Raw genomic sequence first — 16,505 nt, 5'->3', positions numbered from 1 at the left:
CTTGCTCCTCGGAATCTTGGTGTCTTTCAGTTCGGTTGGTTCGGTTCAGCCTTTGGCTGCAGCAGTCGGGCCGACTGGATGCGCTCCACGCCCGCGGCGGCGAGGTCTTGCCACGCCTGCGCCAGCGACCCGTTCAGGTCGATGGCGCGGCAGGCGTCCTCGATCACCACGGCTTCGAAGCCCGCGGCGCGCGCGTCCAGCGCGCTCCACGCCACGCAGTAGTCGGTCGCCAGCCCGGCCAGGAACACGCGTTTCACGCCGTGCTCACGCAGGTAGCCGGCCAGTCCGGTGCGCGTGCTGCGGTCCGCCTCCAGGAAGGCGGAGTAGCTGTCCACGCCCGCGTGATGGCCCTTGCGGATCACCATCCGGGCATGGGACACATCGAGCCCGGCATGAAACGCCGCGCCCGCCGTGCCCTGCACGCAGTGGACCGGCCACAGCACCTGCTGGCCGTACGGCAGCGCGAGCATCTGGAACGGCTCGGCGCCGGCATGGTTGGCGGCGAACGAGACATGGTCCGCCGGGTGCCAGTCCTGCGTCAGCACCACGTGCGAAAACACGCGCGCCAGCCGGTTGACGACAGGCACGATTTCATCGCCATGCGGCACGGCAAGCGCGCCGCCGGGCATGAAATCGTTCTGCACGTCGATGACCAGCAGGCAGTCATCCGGACCGGGTCTCATGTTCGCCTCCGTCAGCCTTGCTGCGGCCCGGGCCTCAGTCGTTGAAGCCCTTGCCTTCGTCCGCCAGCTTCTGCAGCAGCGGTGCGACCTGCCACGCTTCGCCGTGGTAGCCCTTGGCGTACCTCTTCATGGCCAGCGCCACGTTGTAGAGGCCAACCTGGTCGGCGTACAGCATCGGGCCGCCGCGGAACAGCGGGAAGCCGTAGCCGGTCAGGTACACCATGTCGATATCCGAGGCCTTCGACGCAATGCCCTCTTCCAGGATCTTCGCGCCTTCATTGACCAGCGCGAACACCAGGCGCTCGACGATCTCCTCGTCGGAAATCTTGCGGCGCGTAATGCCGAGGTCCTTCGAATGCTGCACGATCATGTCGTTGACCTGCTGGTTCGGGTACGGCTTGCGGTCGCCCGCCTTGTAGTCGTACCAGCCCGCGCCGGTCTTCTGGCCGTAGCGGCCCATTTCGCACAGCAGGTCGGCGGTCTTCGAGTACTGGATGTCCGGCTTGTCCACGGCGCGGCGCTTGCGGATGGCCCAGCCGATGTCGTTGCCGGCCAGGTCGCCCATGCGGAACGGGCCCATGGCGAAACCGAACTTCTCGATGGCCTTGTCCACTTGTTCCGGCAGCGCGCCTTCGTCCAGCAGGTAGCCCGCCTGGCGGCTGTACTGCTCGATCATGCGGTTGCCGATGAAGCCGTCGCACACGCCCGACACCACGGCGGTCTTCTTGATCTTCTTGCCGATCGCCATCACGGTGGCCAGCACGTCCTTGCCGGTCTTGGCGCCGCGCACCACTTCCAGCAGCTTCATCACGTTGGCCGGGCTGAAGAAGTGCATGCCGACCACGTCCTGCGGACGCCTGGTGAACGAGGCGATCTTGTCCACGTCCAGCGTCGAGGTGTTCGAAGCCAGGATCGCGCCCGGCTTCATGACTTCGTCCAGCTTCTTGAAGACGATTTCCTTGACGCCCATCTCTTCGAACACGGCCTCGATGACCATGTCGGCGTCCTTGATGTCGTCATAGGACAGCGTGGTCGACAGCAGGCCCATGCGCTGCTCGACCTTTTCCTGCGTCAGCTTGCCCTTCTTGGCGCTGTTCTCGTAGTTCTTGCGGATGATGCCGACGCCGCGGTCCAGCGCTTCCTGCTTGGTTTCCAGGATCGTGACCGGAATGCCGGCGTTCAGGAAGTTCATGCTGATGCCGCCACCCATGGTGCCGGCGCCGATCACGGCGATCTTTTCGATCTTGCGGACCGGCGTATCCGACGGCACGTCGGGGATCTTGCTGGCGGCGCGCTCACCGAAGAAGGCGTGGCGCAGCGCGCGCGACTCCGGCGTGGTCACCAGGTACAGGAAGCCATCACGCTCTTCCTTCAGGCCCTGCTCGAACGGCTTGAGCGAACCGGCCACGGCTTCCAGGCACTTCAGCGGCGCCGGGAAGTTCTTGGCCATCGCCCCCACGGTGGTCTTGGCGAAGCCGAGGAAGCCTTCCGCGTTCTCGTGGCGGACCTTCAGGTCGCGCACCTTCGGATAGGGGCCGGGCGCGGCGGCCACGTTCTGGGCGAACTTGACCGCGGCGGGCAGCACGTCGCCATCGACGATTTCATCGAACAGCTTGGTGCCGGCAAACTTCTCGGACGGCACGGCGGTGCCCGACACGATCATGTTGGCGGCCGCTTCCAGGCCGATCACGCGCGGCAGGCGCTGCGTGCCGCCGGCGCCGGGCAGCAGGCCCAGCTTCACTTCCGGCAGCGCGATCTGCGCACCCTTCGAAGCCACGCGATAGTTGCAGCCGAGGGCCAGTTCCAGGCCGCCGCCCATCGCCACTGAGTGGACCGCTGCCACGACCGGCTTGGACGAACCTTCGATCACGCGGATCACCGAATGCAGCGTCGGCTCCTGCGTGGCCTTGGGCGTGTTGAATTCGCGGATATCGGCGCCGCCCGAGAATGCCTTGCCGGCGCCGGTGATGACGATGGCCTTGACGGCCGCATCGTCCAGCGCACGGGTCATGCCATCGACGATGCCAAGCCGGGTGCTGTGACCCAGGCCGTTGACAGGAGGATTATCGAGCGTGATGACGGCTACGCCGTCCTGAACCTGATACTGCGCTGTCATGCTGGTTCCTTTGGTGTCTTGGGTTGTCTCGGGATTCGAATTCTCGAATATGTCTTCGTGCTGCACTGCCGGCCTGTCTCGGCCGTTTGACTGCTGCGGCTGGAGCCGCGACCGAAGGGTAAACCCTCCGCATTCCCGCGCCTGACAAGCGTTTCAGCCGACGGGCGAAACACAGCATACACAAAATAGCACGGTCGTTCAATTTTAATTTTTGGGGGTTTCCCCCATCATGCGCGCGGTTTATTCCACCCCTCCGCCGCGTGCATAGGGGCAGGTTCCGGTCGGCGGAAGCCCCTTGGCTGACGTGACAGCCGTTGCCTGTCCGCGATGCTGATTCCGGCACATTGTTGTCGCCAGCCGGACGAATCCATCCCAGTATGCGACTTTATTTGACGTTGCCGGACGATCCGCTAAAAAAGACAAGTTAGACTCGCGACTTTTCGTTTTTTCCGGCCCGGACATCCAAAAGAGGTGCGGGCCGGTGAAGCTCCAGCGACCCTGATGTCTTCTCACTCCCACCCTCATCCGCACCAGCACCCGGTCGTCGAGCATGACGACCTGCAGCGCAGGCTCAAGGCGCGCCATCTCACCATGATCGCGATCGGCGGCGCCGTCGGCACGGGGCTGTTCGTCGCCTCGGGCGCTTCCATCGCGCAGGCCGGCCCCGGCGGCGCGCTGCTGATGTATGCGCTGCTCGGCTTCATGGTGTACTGCCTGATGACCAGCCTGGGCGAACTGGCAGTCCACATGCCGGTGGCCGGTTCCTTCGTCACCTACAGTGCGCTCTATGTCGACGAGGGCTTCGGCTTTGCGCTCGGCTGGAACTACTGGTTCAGCCTGGCCGTGACCATTGCCGTGGAACTGACGGCGGCGCAGCTCGTGATGCAGTACTGGTTTCCCGGCATGCCGGGCATGGCCTGGAGCGCGGGCTTCCTGCTGCTGATGTTCGCGCTCAACGCGTTCTCGGTGCGCGGCTTCGGCGAGGCCGAGTACTGGTTCGCGCTGATCAAGGTGATCACGGTGATCGTGTTCCTGGGCGTGGGCCTGCTGATGATCTTCGGCATCATGAAAGGCGGGCCGCAATCCGGCTGGCACAACTTCACCACCGGCGACGCGCCGTTCGTCGGTGGCATCCCGGCCATGATCGGCGTGGCGATGATCGCGGGCTTCTCGTTCCAGGGCACCGAGACGGTCGGCGTCGCGGCGGGCGAGGCGGAGAATCCGGCCCAGACCATCCCGCGCGCGATCCGCCGGACTTTCTGGCGCATCCTGCTGTTCTATGTGATCGCGATCCTGATCATCGGCGTGATGATTCCCTATACCGACCCAAACCTGCTGCGCAATGACGTGACCGACGTCGGCGTGAGTCCGTTCGCGCTGGTGTTCCGCCACGCCGGACTGGCCTTTGCCGCGGGCCTGATGAATGCCGTGGTGCTGACCGCGCTGCTGTCGGCGGGCACCTCGAGCATGTATGTGTCCACGCGCATTCTCTACGGCCTGGCCGTCAGCGGCCGCGCGCCGCGCTGGCTCGGCGAGCTGACCGTGAACGGCGTGCCGTTCAATGCGCTGCTGGCCACCACCGCCATCGGCGCGCTGTGCTTCTTCAGCTCGCTGTTCGGCGACAAGGCCGTGTACCTGTGGCTGCTGAACACGTCGGCCATGACGGGTTTCTTCGCCTGGTTCGGCATCGCCCTCAGCCACTATCGCTTTCGCCGCGGGCTGGTCTATCAGGGCTACGACGTCAGTGCGCTGGCCTACCATTCGCCGCTGTATCCGTTCGGCCCGATCTTCGCCGGGGTGCTTTGCCTGGTCATCGTGGCCGGACAGAACTATCAGGCCTTCTCGGACATTCCAAACCGCTGGCCCGAGATCATCGCCACCTATATCGGCGTGCCGGTGTTCCTGGCGCTGTGGCTCGGTTACCGCATCGTCAGGAAGACGCGTCTGATCGACTATGAGGATATGCCGTTCGAGCTGCCGAAGCCCGCCGTCGATGCCGGCAAGCAGACGGCGCAAGCGTGATGCCGGGCGCGGCCGGCGGGTACTTGCCCGTACCGGCCGCGCCGGCATCGCTACACCTCCAGCCACTCCTTGCGTACCTGCGCATTCGCCTTCAGTTCGGTCGGCGTGCCTTCGAACACGATGTGCCCGTGGCCCATCACGTACACCCGCTGCGAGATATCCAACGCGATGGCCAGCTTCTGCTCGATCAGCAGCACCGACACGCCGCGCTCCTTCAGCGTCTTGAGGTAGTCGCCCACCAGCGTCACGATCATCGGCGCGAGGCCCTCGGTCGGCTCGTCGATCAGGATCAGGTCGGGGTCGCCCATCAGCGTGCGGCACAGCGTCAGCATCTGCTGCTCGCCACCTGACAGCACGCCTGCCGCGGTGTTCTCGCGCTCCTTCAGGCGGGGAAACATGGCGAACATATCGTTGACGGACCAGCGTGGCCTGGCCTGGCGCGGGTTGCGCTTCTCGCCGAGTAGCAGGTTCTGCCGCACCGTCAGCGTCGGGAAGATGTCCCGGTTCTCCGGCACGTAGCCGATGCCGAGGTGCGCGATCTCGAAGGTGCGGCGGCCGAGGATCTCCTCGTCGCGAAAGCGCACCGACCCCTCGGCCTTGACCATGCCGAGGATGGCCTTCGCCATGGTCGAGCGCCCCACGCCATTGCGCCCGAGCAGCGCAACGATCTCGCCTTCATCGATATGCGCGTCCACGCCGTGGAGGATGTGGCTCTTGCCGTAGTAGGCATGCAGCCCTTTGACGTCCAGCATGCGCTTTGCCATCAGTGCGCTCCTTCGGTGGCGTCTTCGTCCAGCGTGGTACCCAGGTACGCCTCCTTGACCTTGCGGTTGTTGCGGATGGCCTGCGGCGTGTCGGTGGCGATCACCTCGCCATAGACCAGCACCGAGATGCGGTCGGCGAGCCCGAACACCACGCTCATGTCGTGCTCGACCATCACCAGCGTCTTGCCCGCGGTGACCTTGCGGATCAGCTCGACCGCATGGTCCGATTCCGAGCGGCTCATGCCGGCAGTGGGTTCGTCGAGCAGGATCACGTCGGCACCCCCGGCGATGGTGATGCCGATTTCCAGCGCGCGCTGCTCCGCATACGTCAGCAGCCCCGCCTGCGAGTCGCGCCGGTGGTGCATGCCGATCAGCTCCAGCACCTCGTCGGCGCGCTCGCGCGCGTCGCGCAGCGCCGACAGGCGATGCCAGAACGAGTACTTGTAGCCGAGCGACCAGAGCACCGCGCAACTCAAGTTCTCGAACACCGACAGGCGGTGGAAGATATTGGTGATCTGGAAGCTGCGCGATAGCCCCATGCGGTTGATGGCGAACGGCTGCAGCCCGCCGATTTCCTGCCCGTTCAGGCGCACCGAGCCGGTGGTCGGCGCGAAGCGCCCGGAGATCAGGTTGAACGTGGTCGACTTGCCGGCGCCGTTGGGCCCGATCAGCGCGTGGCGTTCTCCCTTGGGAATGGCCAGGTTCACGCCCCGGATGATCTCCGTCTGGCCGAACTTCTTGCGTACATCGGTCAGTTCCAGTGCCGCTGTCATGCCCTGCCTCCCGCGATTTCCCCTTGCACCTTGTCCAAGGCGGCACGCACGCGCGCCGCTGCCATGCGCCAGGCCAGCAGCCCGGCCACCCACAGCACGGCCGCGACCGCCCACGGTACAAGCGTGCCCGCATCGAAGCCGATGCCGAACAGCGACATGTCGGTGCCGTTGGCGCTGTCGACCTGCACCTTGTAGACCAGCTCCACGGTCAGGATCATGGCCGCGAGCAGCACCACGCCGGCCGCCGCCGCGCGCCCGTAGGACGGCAGCATCTGCCTGAACTTGCCCTTCGCCACCAGCGGCATCTGCATCAGCAGCAGGCTGGCAATGCCGCCCGGCACGAACATCACCATCAGCACGAAGAACAGGCCCAGGTACAGCAGCCACGCCTTGGTCAGGTCCGACAGCGCCACCGCGAACAGCATGAAGACCACCGCACCGATGATCGGCCCGAAGAAGACGCCCGCGCCACCGATGAACGCCGCCAGCAGCACGCCGCCGGAGCGCACCGCGCTGACGTTCTCGGCCGAGACGATCTCGAAATTGATCGCCGACAGCGCACCCGATATCCCGGCGAAGAACGCCGACAGGATCAGCACCAGATAGCGCACGCGCTGCGTGTTGTAGCCGATGAACTCGACGCGCTCGGGGTTGTCGCGCACCGCATTGGCGATGCGTCCGAGCGGTGTCTGCGTCCAGGCATACATCGCCACCATCGACACCAGGCACCATGCGGCGATCAGGTAGTAGACCTGACGCCCGGGACCGAAGCTGATGCCGAGGAATGGGTCACCCACCACGCGGTTGGTGGAGATGCCGCCCTCGCCGCCGAAGAACTCGGGGAACATCAGCGAGCTGGCGAACACCATCTCGCCGATGCCCATGGTGATCATGGCGAAGGTGGTGCCCGACTTCTTGGTGGTCACGTAGCCGAACAGCACGCCGAAGAAGGCGCCGGCCACGCCGCCCACCAGCGGCAGCATCGACACCGGCAACCACACCTTGCCCGCGCCGACCATATTGAGCACGTGCACGGCAATGAAGGCGCCCAGCCCCGAATACACCGCGTGCCCGAACGACAGCATGCCGGTCTGGCCGAGCAGCATGTTGTACGACAGCGCGAAGATCACCATGATGCCCATCTGCGACATCAGCGTGATCGCGAACCCGCCGCTGAAGATCAGCGGCAGCACCAGCATCACCAGCACGGTCAGGCCCCAGATCAGCCAGCGCGCGAGGTTCAGCGGCTTGTAGTGCACGGTACGGCCGGTTATGACCGCTTCACGGCGTTGTTCCATCGTCGATTCGATTCCCATGGCTTTAGCTCTCCCGGGTTCCCATCAGGCCGCGCGGCCGGAAGATCAGCATCAGCACCAGCAGCAGGTAAGGCAGCACCGGCGCCACCTGGGCCACGGTGAGCTTCCACAGCGAATAGAACGGCGTGGTGTCGCTCACGGCCAGCCCGATGCTGCCGAACAGGCCAGCCAGCGAGGCATCGATGGTCACCGCGAAGGTCTGCAGCACGCCGATCAGGATGGACGCGATGAAAGCGCCCACCAGCGATCCCATGCCGCCCACCACCGCCACGACGAAGACGATCGAGCCGACCGCCGCCGCCATCGACGGCTCGGTGACAAAGGCATTGCCGCCGATCACGCCGGCCAGCCCCGCCAGGGCGGCGCCGCCGCCGAACACCATCATGAATACGCGCGGCACATTGTGGCCGAGCGCCTCGACCATCTCGGGGTGCGTCAGCGCGGCCTGGATCACCAGGCCAATGCGCGTGCGCGTGAGCACGAGATAGATCGCCACCAGCATGCCCAGCGAAACCAGCATCATGAAAGCGCGGTACTTCGGGAACGACGAGGTGAACACCGTGAACAGCGGCCCGTCCAGTTCGGCCGGAATGCGGTACGGCACGGCGGCCAGGCCCCACACAAGCTTGACGCCCTCCTCGATCAGGTAGGCCAGGCCGAACGTGAACAGCAGCTCAGCCACGTGGCCGTACTTGTGCACGGTGCGCAGGCCGAAGCGCTCCACCAGTGCGCCGGCACATGCCACCAGCAGCGGCGCCAGGATCAGCGCGGGCCAGAATCCGATCTTGCTGGCCACGGTATAGGCAAAGTAGGCCCCCAGCATGTAGAAGCTGGCGTGCGCGAAATTGAGCACGCCCATCATGCTGAAGATCAGGGTAAGACCAGACGAGAGCATGAACAGCAGCAGCCCGTAGCTGATGCCGTTCAGCAGTGAGATGACGAAGAATTCCACAACTTATCCTTCAATCTGGCTGCGCCACAGCGCAGCCATCCGGTTTGAACAAGGGTGAGCGCCGTCATGCCGGGTACGTGGTACCCGGACGCTCCCCGGTTTCGACCGAAAGTATGCAGGATCGGGCGGCCGGCTTTATGCTGCCGGCCGGCCCGCCGTGGGCAGGATCAGCCCGGCCGCTTCATCTGGCAGGAAGTCGGCTGCGCCGCGACGTACTGGTCCATCAGCGCGTTGGTCTTCCAGCCGTAGCCGGTGTTCTCCTGGTCGTACTTGACGTCCTTGCCGTTGACCTTGGTCCAGGTCGCCACCACCAGCGACTGCTGGGCCTGGTGGTCGGTGTTGCGCATCTCGACCGGGCCGTTCATGCTGTCCACCTTGATGCCTTCCATGGCCTTGGCGACCTTGACCGGATCGGTGGAGCTGGCGGTCTTGACGGCCTTGGCCAGCATGGCCACGCCGGTGTAGGCGGCCATCACGTAGAAGTCGTCGTTGTACTTCTTCTTGTAGCCCTCGATGATGTCGGAGCCCTTGAAGCCCTCGTTGTTCGCGTTGAAGTAGCCGACGTACTTGACGTGCTCGGCACCGGCGGCGCCCATGGCCGTCGGCACGCCGGTGGTGCCGGCGTAGTACGTGTAGTAGTTGGTGGTCAGGCCGGCGTCCTTGCCCGCCTTGATCAGCAGCGCGAGGTCGCTGCCCCAGTTGCCGGTGATGACGGTATCGGCGCCCGAGGCCTTGATCTTGGCCGCATACGGCGCGAAGTCCTTCACCTGCGCCAGCGGGTGCAGGTCCTCGCCGACGATCTGGATATCCGGGCGCTTGCGCTTCAGGTAGTCCTTGGCCGCACGTGCCACCTGATGGCCGAACGAGTAGTTCTGGTTGATCAGGTAGACCTTCTTGACGCTGGGGTCCTTGGCCAGGTAGGTGGTCAGGGCCTCCATCTTCATGTCGGAGTTGGCGTCGAGCCGGAAATGCCAGTAATTGCACTTGCTGTTGGTCATGTCCGGGTCCACCGCGGCGTAGTTCAGGTAGACGATCTCCTTGCCCGGATTGCGCTCGTTGTGCTTGGCCACCGCGTCTTCCAGCGCCATGCCCACCGAGGAGCCATTGCCCTGCACGATGTAGCGGATGCCCTGATCCGCCACCTGCTTCAGGATCGTCAGGCTCTCCTGCGGCGACAGCTTGTTGTCGAAGCCGACCACCTCGAACTTGTGCGGGCCGCCCCATCCCTTCTGGTTGGCCACCTCGGCCACGTACTGCCAGCTCTTGAGCTGGTTCTGTCCAACGGGGGCCATGAGCCCCGAGAGCGGATCGATGAAGGCGATCTTCACCGTATCCGCGAGTGCCGTGCCCGAAACCAGCGCAGAACCCAGTGCCGCGAACGCGGCCACGCCGGCCACCAGCGGACGCATTTTGGTCATACCTGTCTCCTTCACTCTTGTCGTTGGCTTGTCATCGATTGCGGCTTGCCGGGCGGGCGCTCCAGCGCTCTGCGCGCGCCGCCGGCTGCCCCGCCCTCGCCGTGCCGCAAGCAGGCACGGCAAGGGCGGATGCCCGTTCCCGCCTCAGGCAGTCGGCAGGCGGTAGTCCTTGAACTGGTCGCGCAGCTTGAGCTTCTGCATCTTGCCGGTGGCGGTCAGCGGGATCTCGCTGACGAAAGCCACATCGTCGGGAATCCACCACTTGGCGACCTTGCCCTCGAAGAACTTCAGCAGTTCTTCCCTGGTGACTTCGGCGTTCGGCTTCTTCACCACGACGAGCAGCGGGCGCTCGTCCCACTTCGGGTGGTACACGGAAATGCAGGCGGCCATGTGCACGGCCGGATGGGCGGCGGCCACGTTCTCGATATCGATCGACGAGATCCATTCGCCGCCGGACTTGATCACGTCCTTGCTGCGGTCGGTGATCTGCATGTAGCCGTCGGGATCGATCGTGGCCACATCGCCGGTCGGGAACCAGCCGTCGACGAGCGGGTTCGCGTCGTTGCGGAAGTAGCGATCGATGATCCACGGGCCGCGCACCATCAGGTCACCGAAGGCCTTGCCGTCCCACGGCATCTCGTTGCCATCGCCGTCGACGATCTTCATGTCCACGCCGTAGATGACACGGCCCTGCTTCTCCAGGATCTTGTGGCGCTCGGCGTCCGGCAGGTCCTCATGCTTGGCCAGCAGCTTGCAGGACGTGCCCAGCGGCGACATCTCGGTCATGCCCCAGGCGTGGATCACCTCGACGTCCAGCGCCTCGAGCGCGCGGATCATGGCGGGCGGCGCGGCCGAGCCGCCGATCACGGTGCGGCGGAAGGTCGAGAACGCCAGCTTGTTGGCCTGTACGTGTTGCAGCAGGCCCAGCCAGACCGTCGGCACGCCGGCGGAGAACGTGACTTTCTCCTGCTCGAACAGTTCGAAGAGCGACGCTCCGTCCAGCTTCGGGCCCGGGAACACCAGCTTGGCGCCGACCAGCGGCACCGAATACGGCAGGCCCCAGGCATTGACGTGGAACATCGGCACGACAGGCAGGATCACGTCGCGCGCCGAACAACCCAGCGCATCGGGCAGCGCCGACGCGTAGGAATGCAGCACGGTCGAACGGTGCGAGTACAGGGCCCCCTTCGGGTTGCCGGTCGTGCCCGAGGTGTAGCACAGGCTCGACGCGAGGTTCTCGTCGAACTGCGGCCACTCGTAGTTGCCGTCCTGCGCGTCGATCAGGTCCTCATAGCACAGCAGCTTCGCCTTGGACTCGGCCGGCATATGGGCGCGGTCGCTCATCAGCACCCAGCCCTTCACGTTCGGGCAATGCGGCGCCACGCCTTCCACCAGCGGCAGGAAGGTCAGGTCGAAGAAGACATAGCCGTCTTCGGCGTGGTTGACGATATAGGCGATCTGCTCCGGGAACAGGCGCGGGTTGATGGTGTGGCAGACGGCGCCCGTGCCGGACACGCCATAGTAGATCTCAAGGTGGCGATAGCCATTCCAGGCCAGCGTGCCAACGCGCTCGCCCGGCTTCACGCCGAGCGCGCCGAGCGCCTGGGCCACTTTGCGGGCGCGCAACTCGCAGTCGCGATAGGTGTAGCGGTGAAGGTCGCCTTCGGTACGTCGCGAGACGATTTCGGTGCCGCCGTAGTAGCGGGCAGCATGCTTGATGATCGAGGAAATGAGCAGCGGCGCGCTCATCATTTGACCCATCAATGCCATGAAACAGTCTCCTGAGTTTTAATAATTCTCGTCTGAAAACGAACAACCGTTCTATTTTTTGGCGATTGTTCCCACGCCTTGGATCAACGTCAACGGGATTCCGTTGTGCACTGCCATATTCAGAGCCGCAATTCTGCGAGGTTTCATGCACCGGATTCATCGACGCAATCAATGGGAAGAAGATTGCGTGTCACGAGGCAGCCAGGCGGGCCTGATCCGGATGTGGAAGTACAATACTGCGAGCCATGTTGCGCCTCAACATGTCGTTTTCCCTAGCACGCAAGCGCACTTCCGGGAGAAGCGGCATGGCGGCGCTGCACCGCCCACACGCGGCATTCGCCAATCAATGCCTGAATCCATCGCCGCGCGGTCCGCCCCCAGACAATGTCCGATACCCTCAATCCCCCTTCCGCACAGCGCGATGCCGCCGGCTACAGCGCAACGTTCGAGGCGCCATTCCGTACCACGCCCGGCTTTGCCGGGCTTGGCGAGCGCTTTTTCACGCGGCTGCGCCCCACGCCGCTGCCTTCGCCCTACCTGGTGAGCATGGCGCCGGCCGCCGCCGCGCTGCTCGGCATGCCGGCCGAGGCGTCGGCGCAGCCGGAGTTCATTGAAGCGTTCGTCGGCAACAGCGTTCCCGCATGGGCCGACCCGCTGGCCACCGTATATTCCGGGCACCAGTTCGGCGTATGGGCGGGCCAGCTTGGCGATGGCCGGGCGATCCGCCTGGCGCAGGCACAGACCGATGCCGGGCCGTGGGAGATCCAGCTCAAGGGCGCGGGACTCACGCCCTATTCGCGCATGGCGGACGGTCGCGCGGTGCTGCGCTCATCGATCCGCGAATACCTGTGCTCGGAAGCCATGGCGGCGCTCGGCGTGCCGACCACGCGCGCGCTGAGCATCATCGGTTCCGACGCGCCCGTGCGGCGCGAGACCATCGAGACCGCCGCGGTGGTGACGCGGCTTGCGCCCACGTTCATCCGCTTCGGGCACTTCGAACACTTTGCCGCGCACGAAGACGTTGCCGCGCTGCGCCAGCTCGCCGATTTTGTCATCGACAATTTCATGCCTGCCTGCCGCGAGTCCGCCCAGCCCTACCAGGCGCTGCTGCGCGAGGTCGCGCTGCGCACGGCCGACATGGTGGCGCACTGGCAGGCGATCGGCTTCTGCCACGGCGTGATGAATACGGACAATATGTCGATCCTCGGCCTGACCATCGATTACGGTCCGTTCGGCTTCCTTGACGCGTTCGACGCCAACCACATCTGCAACCACTCGGACACCCAGGGCCGCTACGCGTACAGCCAGCAGCCGCAGATCGCGTTCTGGAACCTGCACTGCCTGGCACAGGCGCTGCTGCCGCTGTGGCTGGAGCCGGATGCCGGCGACACCGCGCGTGACGGCGCCGTGGCGCAGGCGCGCGAAGCGCTCGACCCGTTCCGCGACCGCTATGCCAGCGAGTTCTTCCGCCACTACCGCGCCAAGCTGGGCCTGCGCATGCCCGCCGGCGGCGACAAGGAAGACGAGCCGCTGATGAACAGCCTGTTCCAGCTTCTGCATCAACAACGCGTGGACTACACCTTGTTCTGGCGCAAGCTGGCCCACATCTCCTCCGCTGATGGCGCCAGCGACGCGCCGGTGCGCGACCTGTTCCTCGACCGTGCCGCCTGGGATACCTGGGCGGAGGGTTACCGGGCCCGGCTGCGGGCGGAACAGTCGGACGACACCACCCGGCGCGCCGCCATGCTGGCGGTCAACCCCAAGTTCGTACTGCGCAACCATCTGGCCGAAACCGCCATCCGCCGCGCGCGGGAGAAGGATTTCAGCGAGGTGGACAGGCTGCTCGCCGTGCTGTCGCGTCCCTTCGACGAACAGCCGGAATCGGAAGCCTACGCCGCGCTGCCGCCAGACTGGGCGTCGGGCCTGGAAGTGAGCTGCTCGTCGTGAAGTCGGCCTGGCGCCGCCCGGCACGCGCCTCCGGGCTGGTGTAAGGTTCGAACAACGGCCGCGACCAATGCGTGGGGCCGGCATGAAGCGCCAGCCCCCTACCGAAAGGATCCAGCATGACCACAAGCAAGACCGACGCCGAGTGGCGCGAGCAACTCTCCGACATCGAATACCGCGTGGCGCGCGAAGCCGCGACCGAGCGCCCGTTCACGGGCCGCTACTGGGACCACTGGGACAACGGCATCTACAAGTGCGTAGGCTGCGGCACCCCGCTGTTCGAATCGGCCACCAAGTTCGACGCCGGCTGCGGCTGGCCCAGCTATTTCCGGCCGATCAACGGCGAAGTGATCGCGGAGCATGCCGACCACACCCATGGCATGGTTCGCGTCGAGGTCCGCTGCAAGGAATGCGGCAGCCATCTCGGCCACGTATTCGAGGATGGCCCCGCGCCGACCGGACTTCGCTATTGCATCAACTCGGCTGCGTTAAAATTCGACGATCGCGACCCGGCTGAGCGCGACGGCTGACGCACATGCGCCCGGCCGTGCAGCCGGCCCGCGGGCCGGGCGCGCAGCCGGGCCCGCCAACCCAAGCTATTCCTGCATGAAATTCCTCTTCGACCTGTTTCCGGTCATCCTTTTCTTTGCCGCCTTCAAGCTGGCCGGCATCTACACCGCCACGGCCGTGGCCATCGGCGCCACCGTGCTGCAGATCGGCTGGGTATGGCTGCGCCACCGCAAGGTCGAACCGATGCAGTGGGTGAGCCTGCTGATCATCGGCGTGTTCGGCGGCGCCACCCTGGTGCTGCACAACGAGACCTTCATCAAGTGGAAGCCGACCGTGCTGTACTGGCTGTTCGCCGTTGCGCTGGTCGGCTCGGTGATCGGCTGGCGCAAGAACCTGATCCGCGCCATGATGGAAAAGCAGGTCACGCTGCCCGACACGGTATGGAGCCGCCTCAATGCGGCATGGGCCGGCTTCTTCGCCGCCATGGGGGTGCTGAACCTGTATGTGGCCTTTCAGTTCTCCACGGACGTCTGGGTGAACTTCAAGCTGTTCGGCAGCATGGGGCTGATGCTCGTCTTCATCATCGCGCAGAGCGTCTGGCTGTCGCGCCACATGCAGGAAAACACGCAGGACTGAGCGCCTTCACCACATGGCGGGGCCCGGTGCTTCCTGGCTTCGCTCCCAAGAACCCCCAAGGAATACAAATGGCAGCTGATCCCGCCACCATCGAGGCGATGCTGCGCGAAGCGCTCGCCCCCAGCCATCTGGTCGTGCGCGACGACAGCGCGTTGCATGCCGGCCACGCCGGCGCGGCGTCCGGCGGCGGCCACTATGACGTGACCATCGTCAGCGAGCGCTTTACGGGGCACTCCCGCGTTGCGCGGCACCGCATGGTGTATGATGCGCTGCGCGGTCTGTTCCCCACGCAGATCCACGCATTGGCCGTGACCGCGTTCACCGATCAAGAATTCCAATCCCGCGAAACTTCACGCGGTACTTCCAGCAACTCTCAGAACTGATTCCATGAAGACCACCGTCCTCTCGTTCAGCCTGGCGGCTGTGCTCGCTGCCGGCAGCCTGCCCGCAGCCGCCCAGAATGCCGCTGTCGTGAATGGCAAGGCCATTCCCTCGGCCAAGCTGGACAAGCTGATCGCCGGCACCGGCCAGCCCGAAAACCCGGAGTTGCGGGACCGTGCGCGCAGCATGCTGATCGACCGCGAACTGCTGGTGCAAGAAGCCAACAAGCGCGGCCTGACGCAGCGTGACGACGTGCAGGAGCAGTTGGAACAAGCCCGCCTGAACGTGCTGGCCGGCGCGGTGTTCGAAGACTACGTGAAGACCCACGGCGCCAGCGACGCCGAACTGCGCAAGCAGTACGACAAGATCAAGTCCCAGTTCGGCAACGGCAAGGAATACCACGTGCGCCACATCCTCGTGGCGAACGAAGCCGACGCCAAGGCCATCATCGCCAAGATCAAGGGCGGCGCCAAGTTCGAGGACCTGGCCAAGGCCTCGTCCAAGGACCCGGGCTCGGCGGCCAATGGCGGCGACCTGGACTGGGCCAACAGCGGCAGCTACGTGCCGGAATTTTCGGCGGCCATGACGGGTCTGAAGAAGGGCCAGATGACCGATACGCCGGTCAAGACCCAGTTCGGCTGGCACATCATCGAGCTCGTCGACGTCCGCGAATCGAAGATCCCGAGCTTCGAAGAGGTCAAGCCCCAGCTGATGCAGATGATGATGGGTGACCAGAACTGGCAGCGCGAGCAGTTCCAGGCCATGATGAAGGCCCTCAAGGAAAAGGCCAAGATCCAGTAACGTTGCAGGCCGGTACCCCCGCCGGGCTGCAGACTAGAAGGAAGCAGCAGCGTGGAGCCTCAAGCCGGCTACTGGCAACTCTGGTATCTCTCTTCCCGGGGCATGTGCTACTGCGCACTTGCCTCGGCCTCTCTTGACGGCGCCGCCCCCGGGTGGCGCACGCTCCACCACCACCTGCCGTTGCGGGACCGCTATGCGCCGGAGAAGATCCTTCGGGCAGTGGTCGCCTACAAGGAATCGCGCGGCGAAATCATTCCCCTCAAGGATTGCGACCGGCACCGGCTGCTGCACTTCGCGTATGCGTCGTGGAGTTCACGGTTGGTAGCGCCGCTACCGGAATAAGAAAAGCGGCGTGCCACACCCGCTGATCCGGGTGCGACACGCCGCTTCCTCCGCTTCCACTGATTTCGCGCCGGGCG

15 protein-coding genes are annotated in these 16,505 nt (G+C 65.1%); 7 read left to right on the top strand and 8 right to left on the bottom strand.

What is annotated here, in order from left to right:
* Positions 1-26: 26 nt before the first annotated feature.
* Together pncA and KHO22_RS15905 are read right to left on the bottom strand one after the other, a co-directional pair.
* Positions 27-683 (bottom strand): bifunctional nicotinamidase/pyrazinamidase, encoded by a 657-nt coding sequence (pncA, locus tag KHO22_RS15910; RefSeq protein WP_211948112.1) that lies wholly within the window; start codon positions 681-683, stop codon positions 27-29.
* A 34-nt stretch (positions 684-717) separates the two neighbouring features.
* Positions 718-2,799, bottom strand: a complete 2,082-nt coding sequence (locus tag KHO22_RS15905; protein ID WP_211948111.1) for a 3-hydroxyacyl-CoA dehydrogenase NAD-binding domain-containing protein — start codon at positions 2,797-2,799, stop codon at positions 718-720.
* Positions 2,800-3,300: 501 nt separating this feature from the next.
* Here KHO22_RS15905 and KHO22_RS15900 point away from each other — a divergent pair.
* The gene (locus KHO22_RS15900) at positions 3,301-4,821 is read left to right on the top strand and encodes an amino acid permease (RefSeq protein ID WP_211948110.1); all 1,521 of its coding nucleotides are present in this window, start codon (positions 3,301-3,303) and stop codon (positions 4,819-4,821) included.
* Between the two features lie 50 nt (positions 4,822-4,871).
* Here KHO22_RS15900 and KHO22_RS15895 read toward each other — a convergent pair whose 3' ends face one another.
* The 6 genes from KHO22_RS15895 to KHO22_RS15870 all read right to left on the bottom strand — a co-directional run bounded on the left by KHO22_RS15895 (position 4,872) and on the right by KHO22_RS15870 (position 11,814).
* Entirely contained in the window at positions 4,872-5,585 is a 714-nt protein-coding gene (locus tag KHO22_RS15895; RefSeq protein WP_211948109.1) for an ABC transporter ATP-binding protein, read from the bottom strand.
* Positions 5,585-6,358 (bottom strand): ABC transporter ATP-binding protein, encoded by a 774-nt coding sequence (locus KHO22_RS15890; protein ID WP_211948108.1) that lies wholly within the window; start codon positions 6,356-6,358, stop codon positions 5,585-5,587. The genes KHO22_RS15895 and KHO22_RS15890 overlap by 1 nt, the downstream gene beginning before the upstream one ends.
* The gene (locus tag KHO22_RS15885; protein ID WP_420839607.1) at positions 6,355-7,668 is read right to left on the bottom strand and encodes a branched-chain amino acid ABC transporter permease; all 1,314 of its coding nucleotides are present in this window, start codon (positions 7,666-7,668) and stop codon (positions 6,355-6,357) included. Before KHO22_RS15885 ends, KHO22_RS15890 begins: the two co-directional genes overlap by 4 nt.
* A gap of 10 nt (positions 7,669-7,678) precedes the next feature.
* Positions 7,679-8,626 (bottom strand): branched-chain amino acid ABC transporter permease, encoded by a 948-nt coding sequence (locus KHO22_RS15880; RefSeq protein ID WP_211948106.1) that lies wholly within the window; start codon positions 8,624-8,626, stop codon positions 7,679-7,681.
* A 167-nt stretch (positions 8,627-8,793) separates the two neighbouring features.
* On the bottom strand, positions 8,794-10,044 hold the full coding sequence (locus tag KHO22_RS15875; protein ID WP_211948105.1) for a branched-chain amino acid ABC transporter substrate-binding protein: 1,251 nt from the start codon (positions 10,042-10,044) through the stop codon (positions 8,794-8,796).
* A 144-nt stretch (positions 10,045-10,188) separates the two neighbouring features.
* Positions 10,189-11,814 (bottom strand): 3-(methylthio)propionyl-CoA ligase, encoded by a 1,626-nt coding sequence (locus tag KHO22_RS15870; RefSeq protein WP_211948104.1) that lies wholly within the window; start codon positions 11,812-11,814, stop codon positions 10,189-10,191.
* 384 nt (positions 11,815-12,198) lie between these two features.
* Between KHO22_RS15870 and KHO22_RS15865 the strand changes: the two genes are divergently transcribed.
* The 6 genes from KHO22_RS15865 (at position 12,199) to KHO22_RS15840 (ending at position 16,428) form a co-directional block, all read left to right on the top strand.
* A complete protein-coding gene (locus tag KHO22_RS15865) occupies positions 12,199-13,761 on the top strand; it encodes a protein adenylyltransferase SelO (RefSeq protein WP_211948103.1) in 1,563 nt (520 codons plus the stop codon).
* A gap of 116 nt (positions 13,762-13,877) precedes the next feature.
* On the top strand, positions 13,878-14,288 hold the full coding sequence (gene msrB, locus KHO22_RS15860; RefSeq protein ID WP_211948102.1) for a peptide-methionine (R)-S-oxide reductase MsrB: 411 nt from the start codon (positions 13,878-13,880) through the stop codon (positions 14,286-14,288).
* 76 nt (positions 14,289-14,364) lie between these two features.
* Positions 14,365-14,904 carry a septation protein A gene (locus KHO22_RS15855; RefSeq protein WP_211948101.1) on the top strand — a complete coding sequence of 180 codons (540 nt, stop codon included), beginning with the start codon at positions 14,365-14,367 and terminating at the stop codon, positions 14,902-14,904.
* Positions 14,905-14,972: 68 nt separating this feature from the next.
* Positions 14,973-15,287 (top strand): BolA family protein, encoded by a 315-nt coding sequence (locus KHO22_RS15850; protein ID WP_211948100.1) that lies wholly within the window; start codon positions 14,973-14,975, stop codon positions 15,285-15,287.
* Positions 15,288-15,291: 4 nt separating this feature from the next.
* On the top strand, positions 15,292-16,086 hold the full coding sequence (locus KHO22_RS15845) for a peptidylprolyl isomerase (protein WP_211948099.1): 795 nt from the start codon (positions 15,292-15,294) through the stop codon (positions 16,084-16,086).
* 51 nt (positions 16,087-16,137) lie between these two features.
* Positions 16,138-16,428, top strand: a complete 291-nt coding sequence (locus KHO22_RS15840; protein WP_230426890.1) for a hypothetical protein — start codon at positions 16,138-16,140, stop codon at positions 16,426-16,428.
* The last annotated feature ends 77 nt before the right edge of the window (positions 16,429-16,505 follow it).

It is taken from the genome of Cupriavidus yeoncheonensis, assembly GCF_905397275.1.
Classification (GTDB): domain Bacteria; phylum Pseudomonadota; class Gammaproteobacteria; order Burkholderiales; family Burkholderiaceae; genus Cupriavidus; species Cupriavidus yeoncheonensis.
This window is presented reverse-complemented; position numbering and strand designations above follow the sequence as displayed.

Bases quoted from the DNA above. Each gene is read 5' to 3' on its own strand.
- pncA (WP_211948112.1), bottom strand. From the start codon at position 683: ATGAGACCCGGTCCGGATGACTGCCTGCTGGTCATCGACGTGCAGAAC.
- KHO22_RS15905 (WP_211948111.1), bottom strand. From the start codon at position 2,799: ATGACAGCGCAGTATCAGGTTCAGGACGGCGTAGCCGTCATCACGCTC.
- KHO22_RS15900 (WP_211948110.1), top strand. From the start codon at position 3,301: ATGTCTTCTCACTCCCACCCTCATCCGCACCAGCACCCGGTCGTCGAG.
- KHO22_RS15895 (WP_211948109.1), bottom strand. From the start codon at position 5,585: ATGGCAAAGCGCATGCTGGACGTCAAAGGGCTGCATGCCTACTACGGC.
- KHO22_RS15890 (WP_211948108.1), bottom strand. From the start codon at position 6,358: ATGACAGCGGCACTGGAACTGACCGATGTACGCAAGAAGTTCGGCCAG.
- KHO22_RS15875 (WP_211948105.1), bottom strand. From the start codon at position 10,044: ATGACCAAAATGCGTCCGCTGGTGGCCGGCGTGGCCGCGTTCGCGGCA.
- KHO22_RS15870 (WP_211948104.1), bottom strand. From the start codon at position 11,814: ATGGCATTGATGGGTCAAATGATGAGCGCGCCGCTGCTCATTTCCTCG.
- KHO22_RS15865 (WP_211948103.1), top strand. From the start codon at position 12,199: ATGTCCGATACCCTCAATCCCCCTTCCGCACAGCGCGATGCCGCCGGC.
- msrB (WP_211948102.1), top strand. From the start codon at position 13,878: ATGACCACAAGCAAGACCGACGCCGAGTGGCGCGAGCAACTCTCCGAC.
- KHO22_RS15855 (WP_211948101.1), top strand. From the start codon at position 14,365: ATGAAATTCCTCTTCGACCTGTTTCCGGTCATCCTTTTCTTTGCCGCC.
- KHO22_RS15850 (WP_211948100.1), top strand. From the start codon at position 14,973: ATGGCAGCTGATCCCGCCACCATCGAGGCGATGCTGCGCGAAGCGCTC.
- KHO22_RS15845 (WP_211948099.1), top strand. From the start codon at position 15,292: ATGAAGACCACCGTCCTCTCGTTCAGCCTGGCGGCTGTGCTCGCTGCC.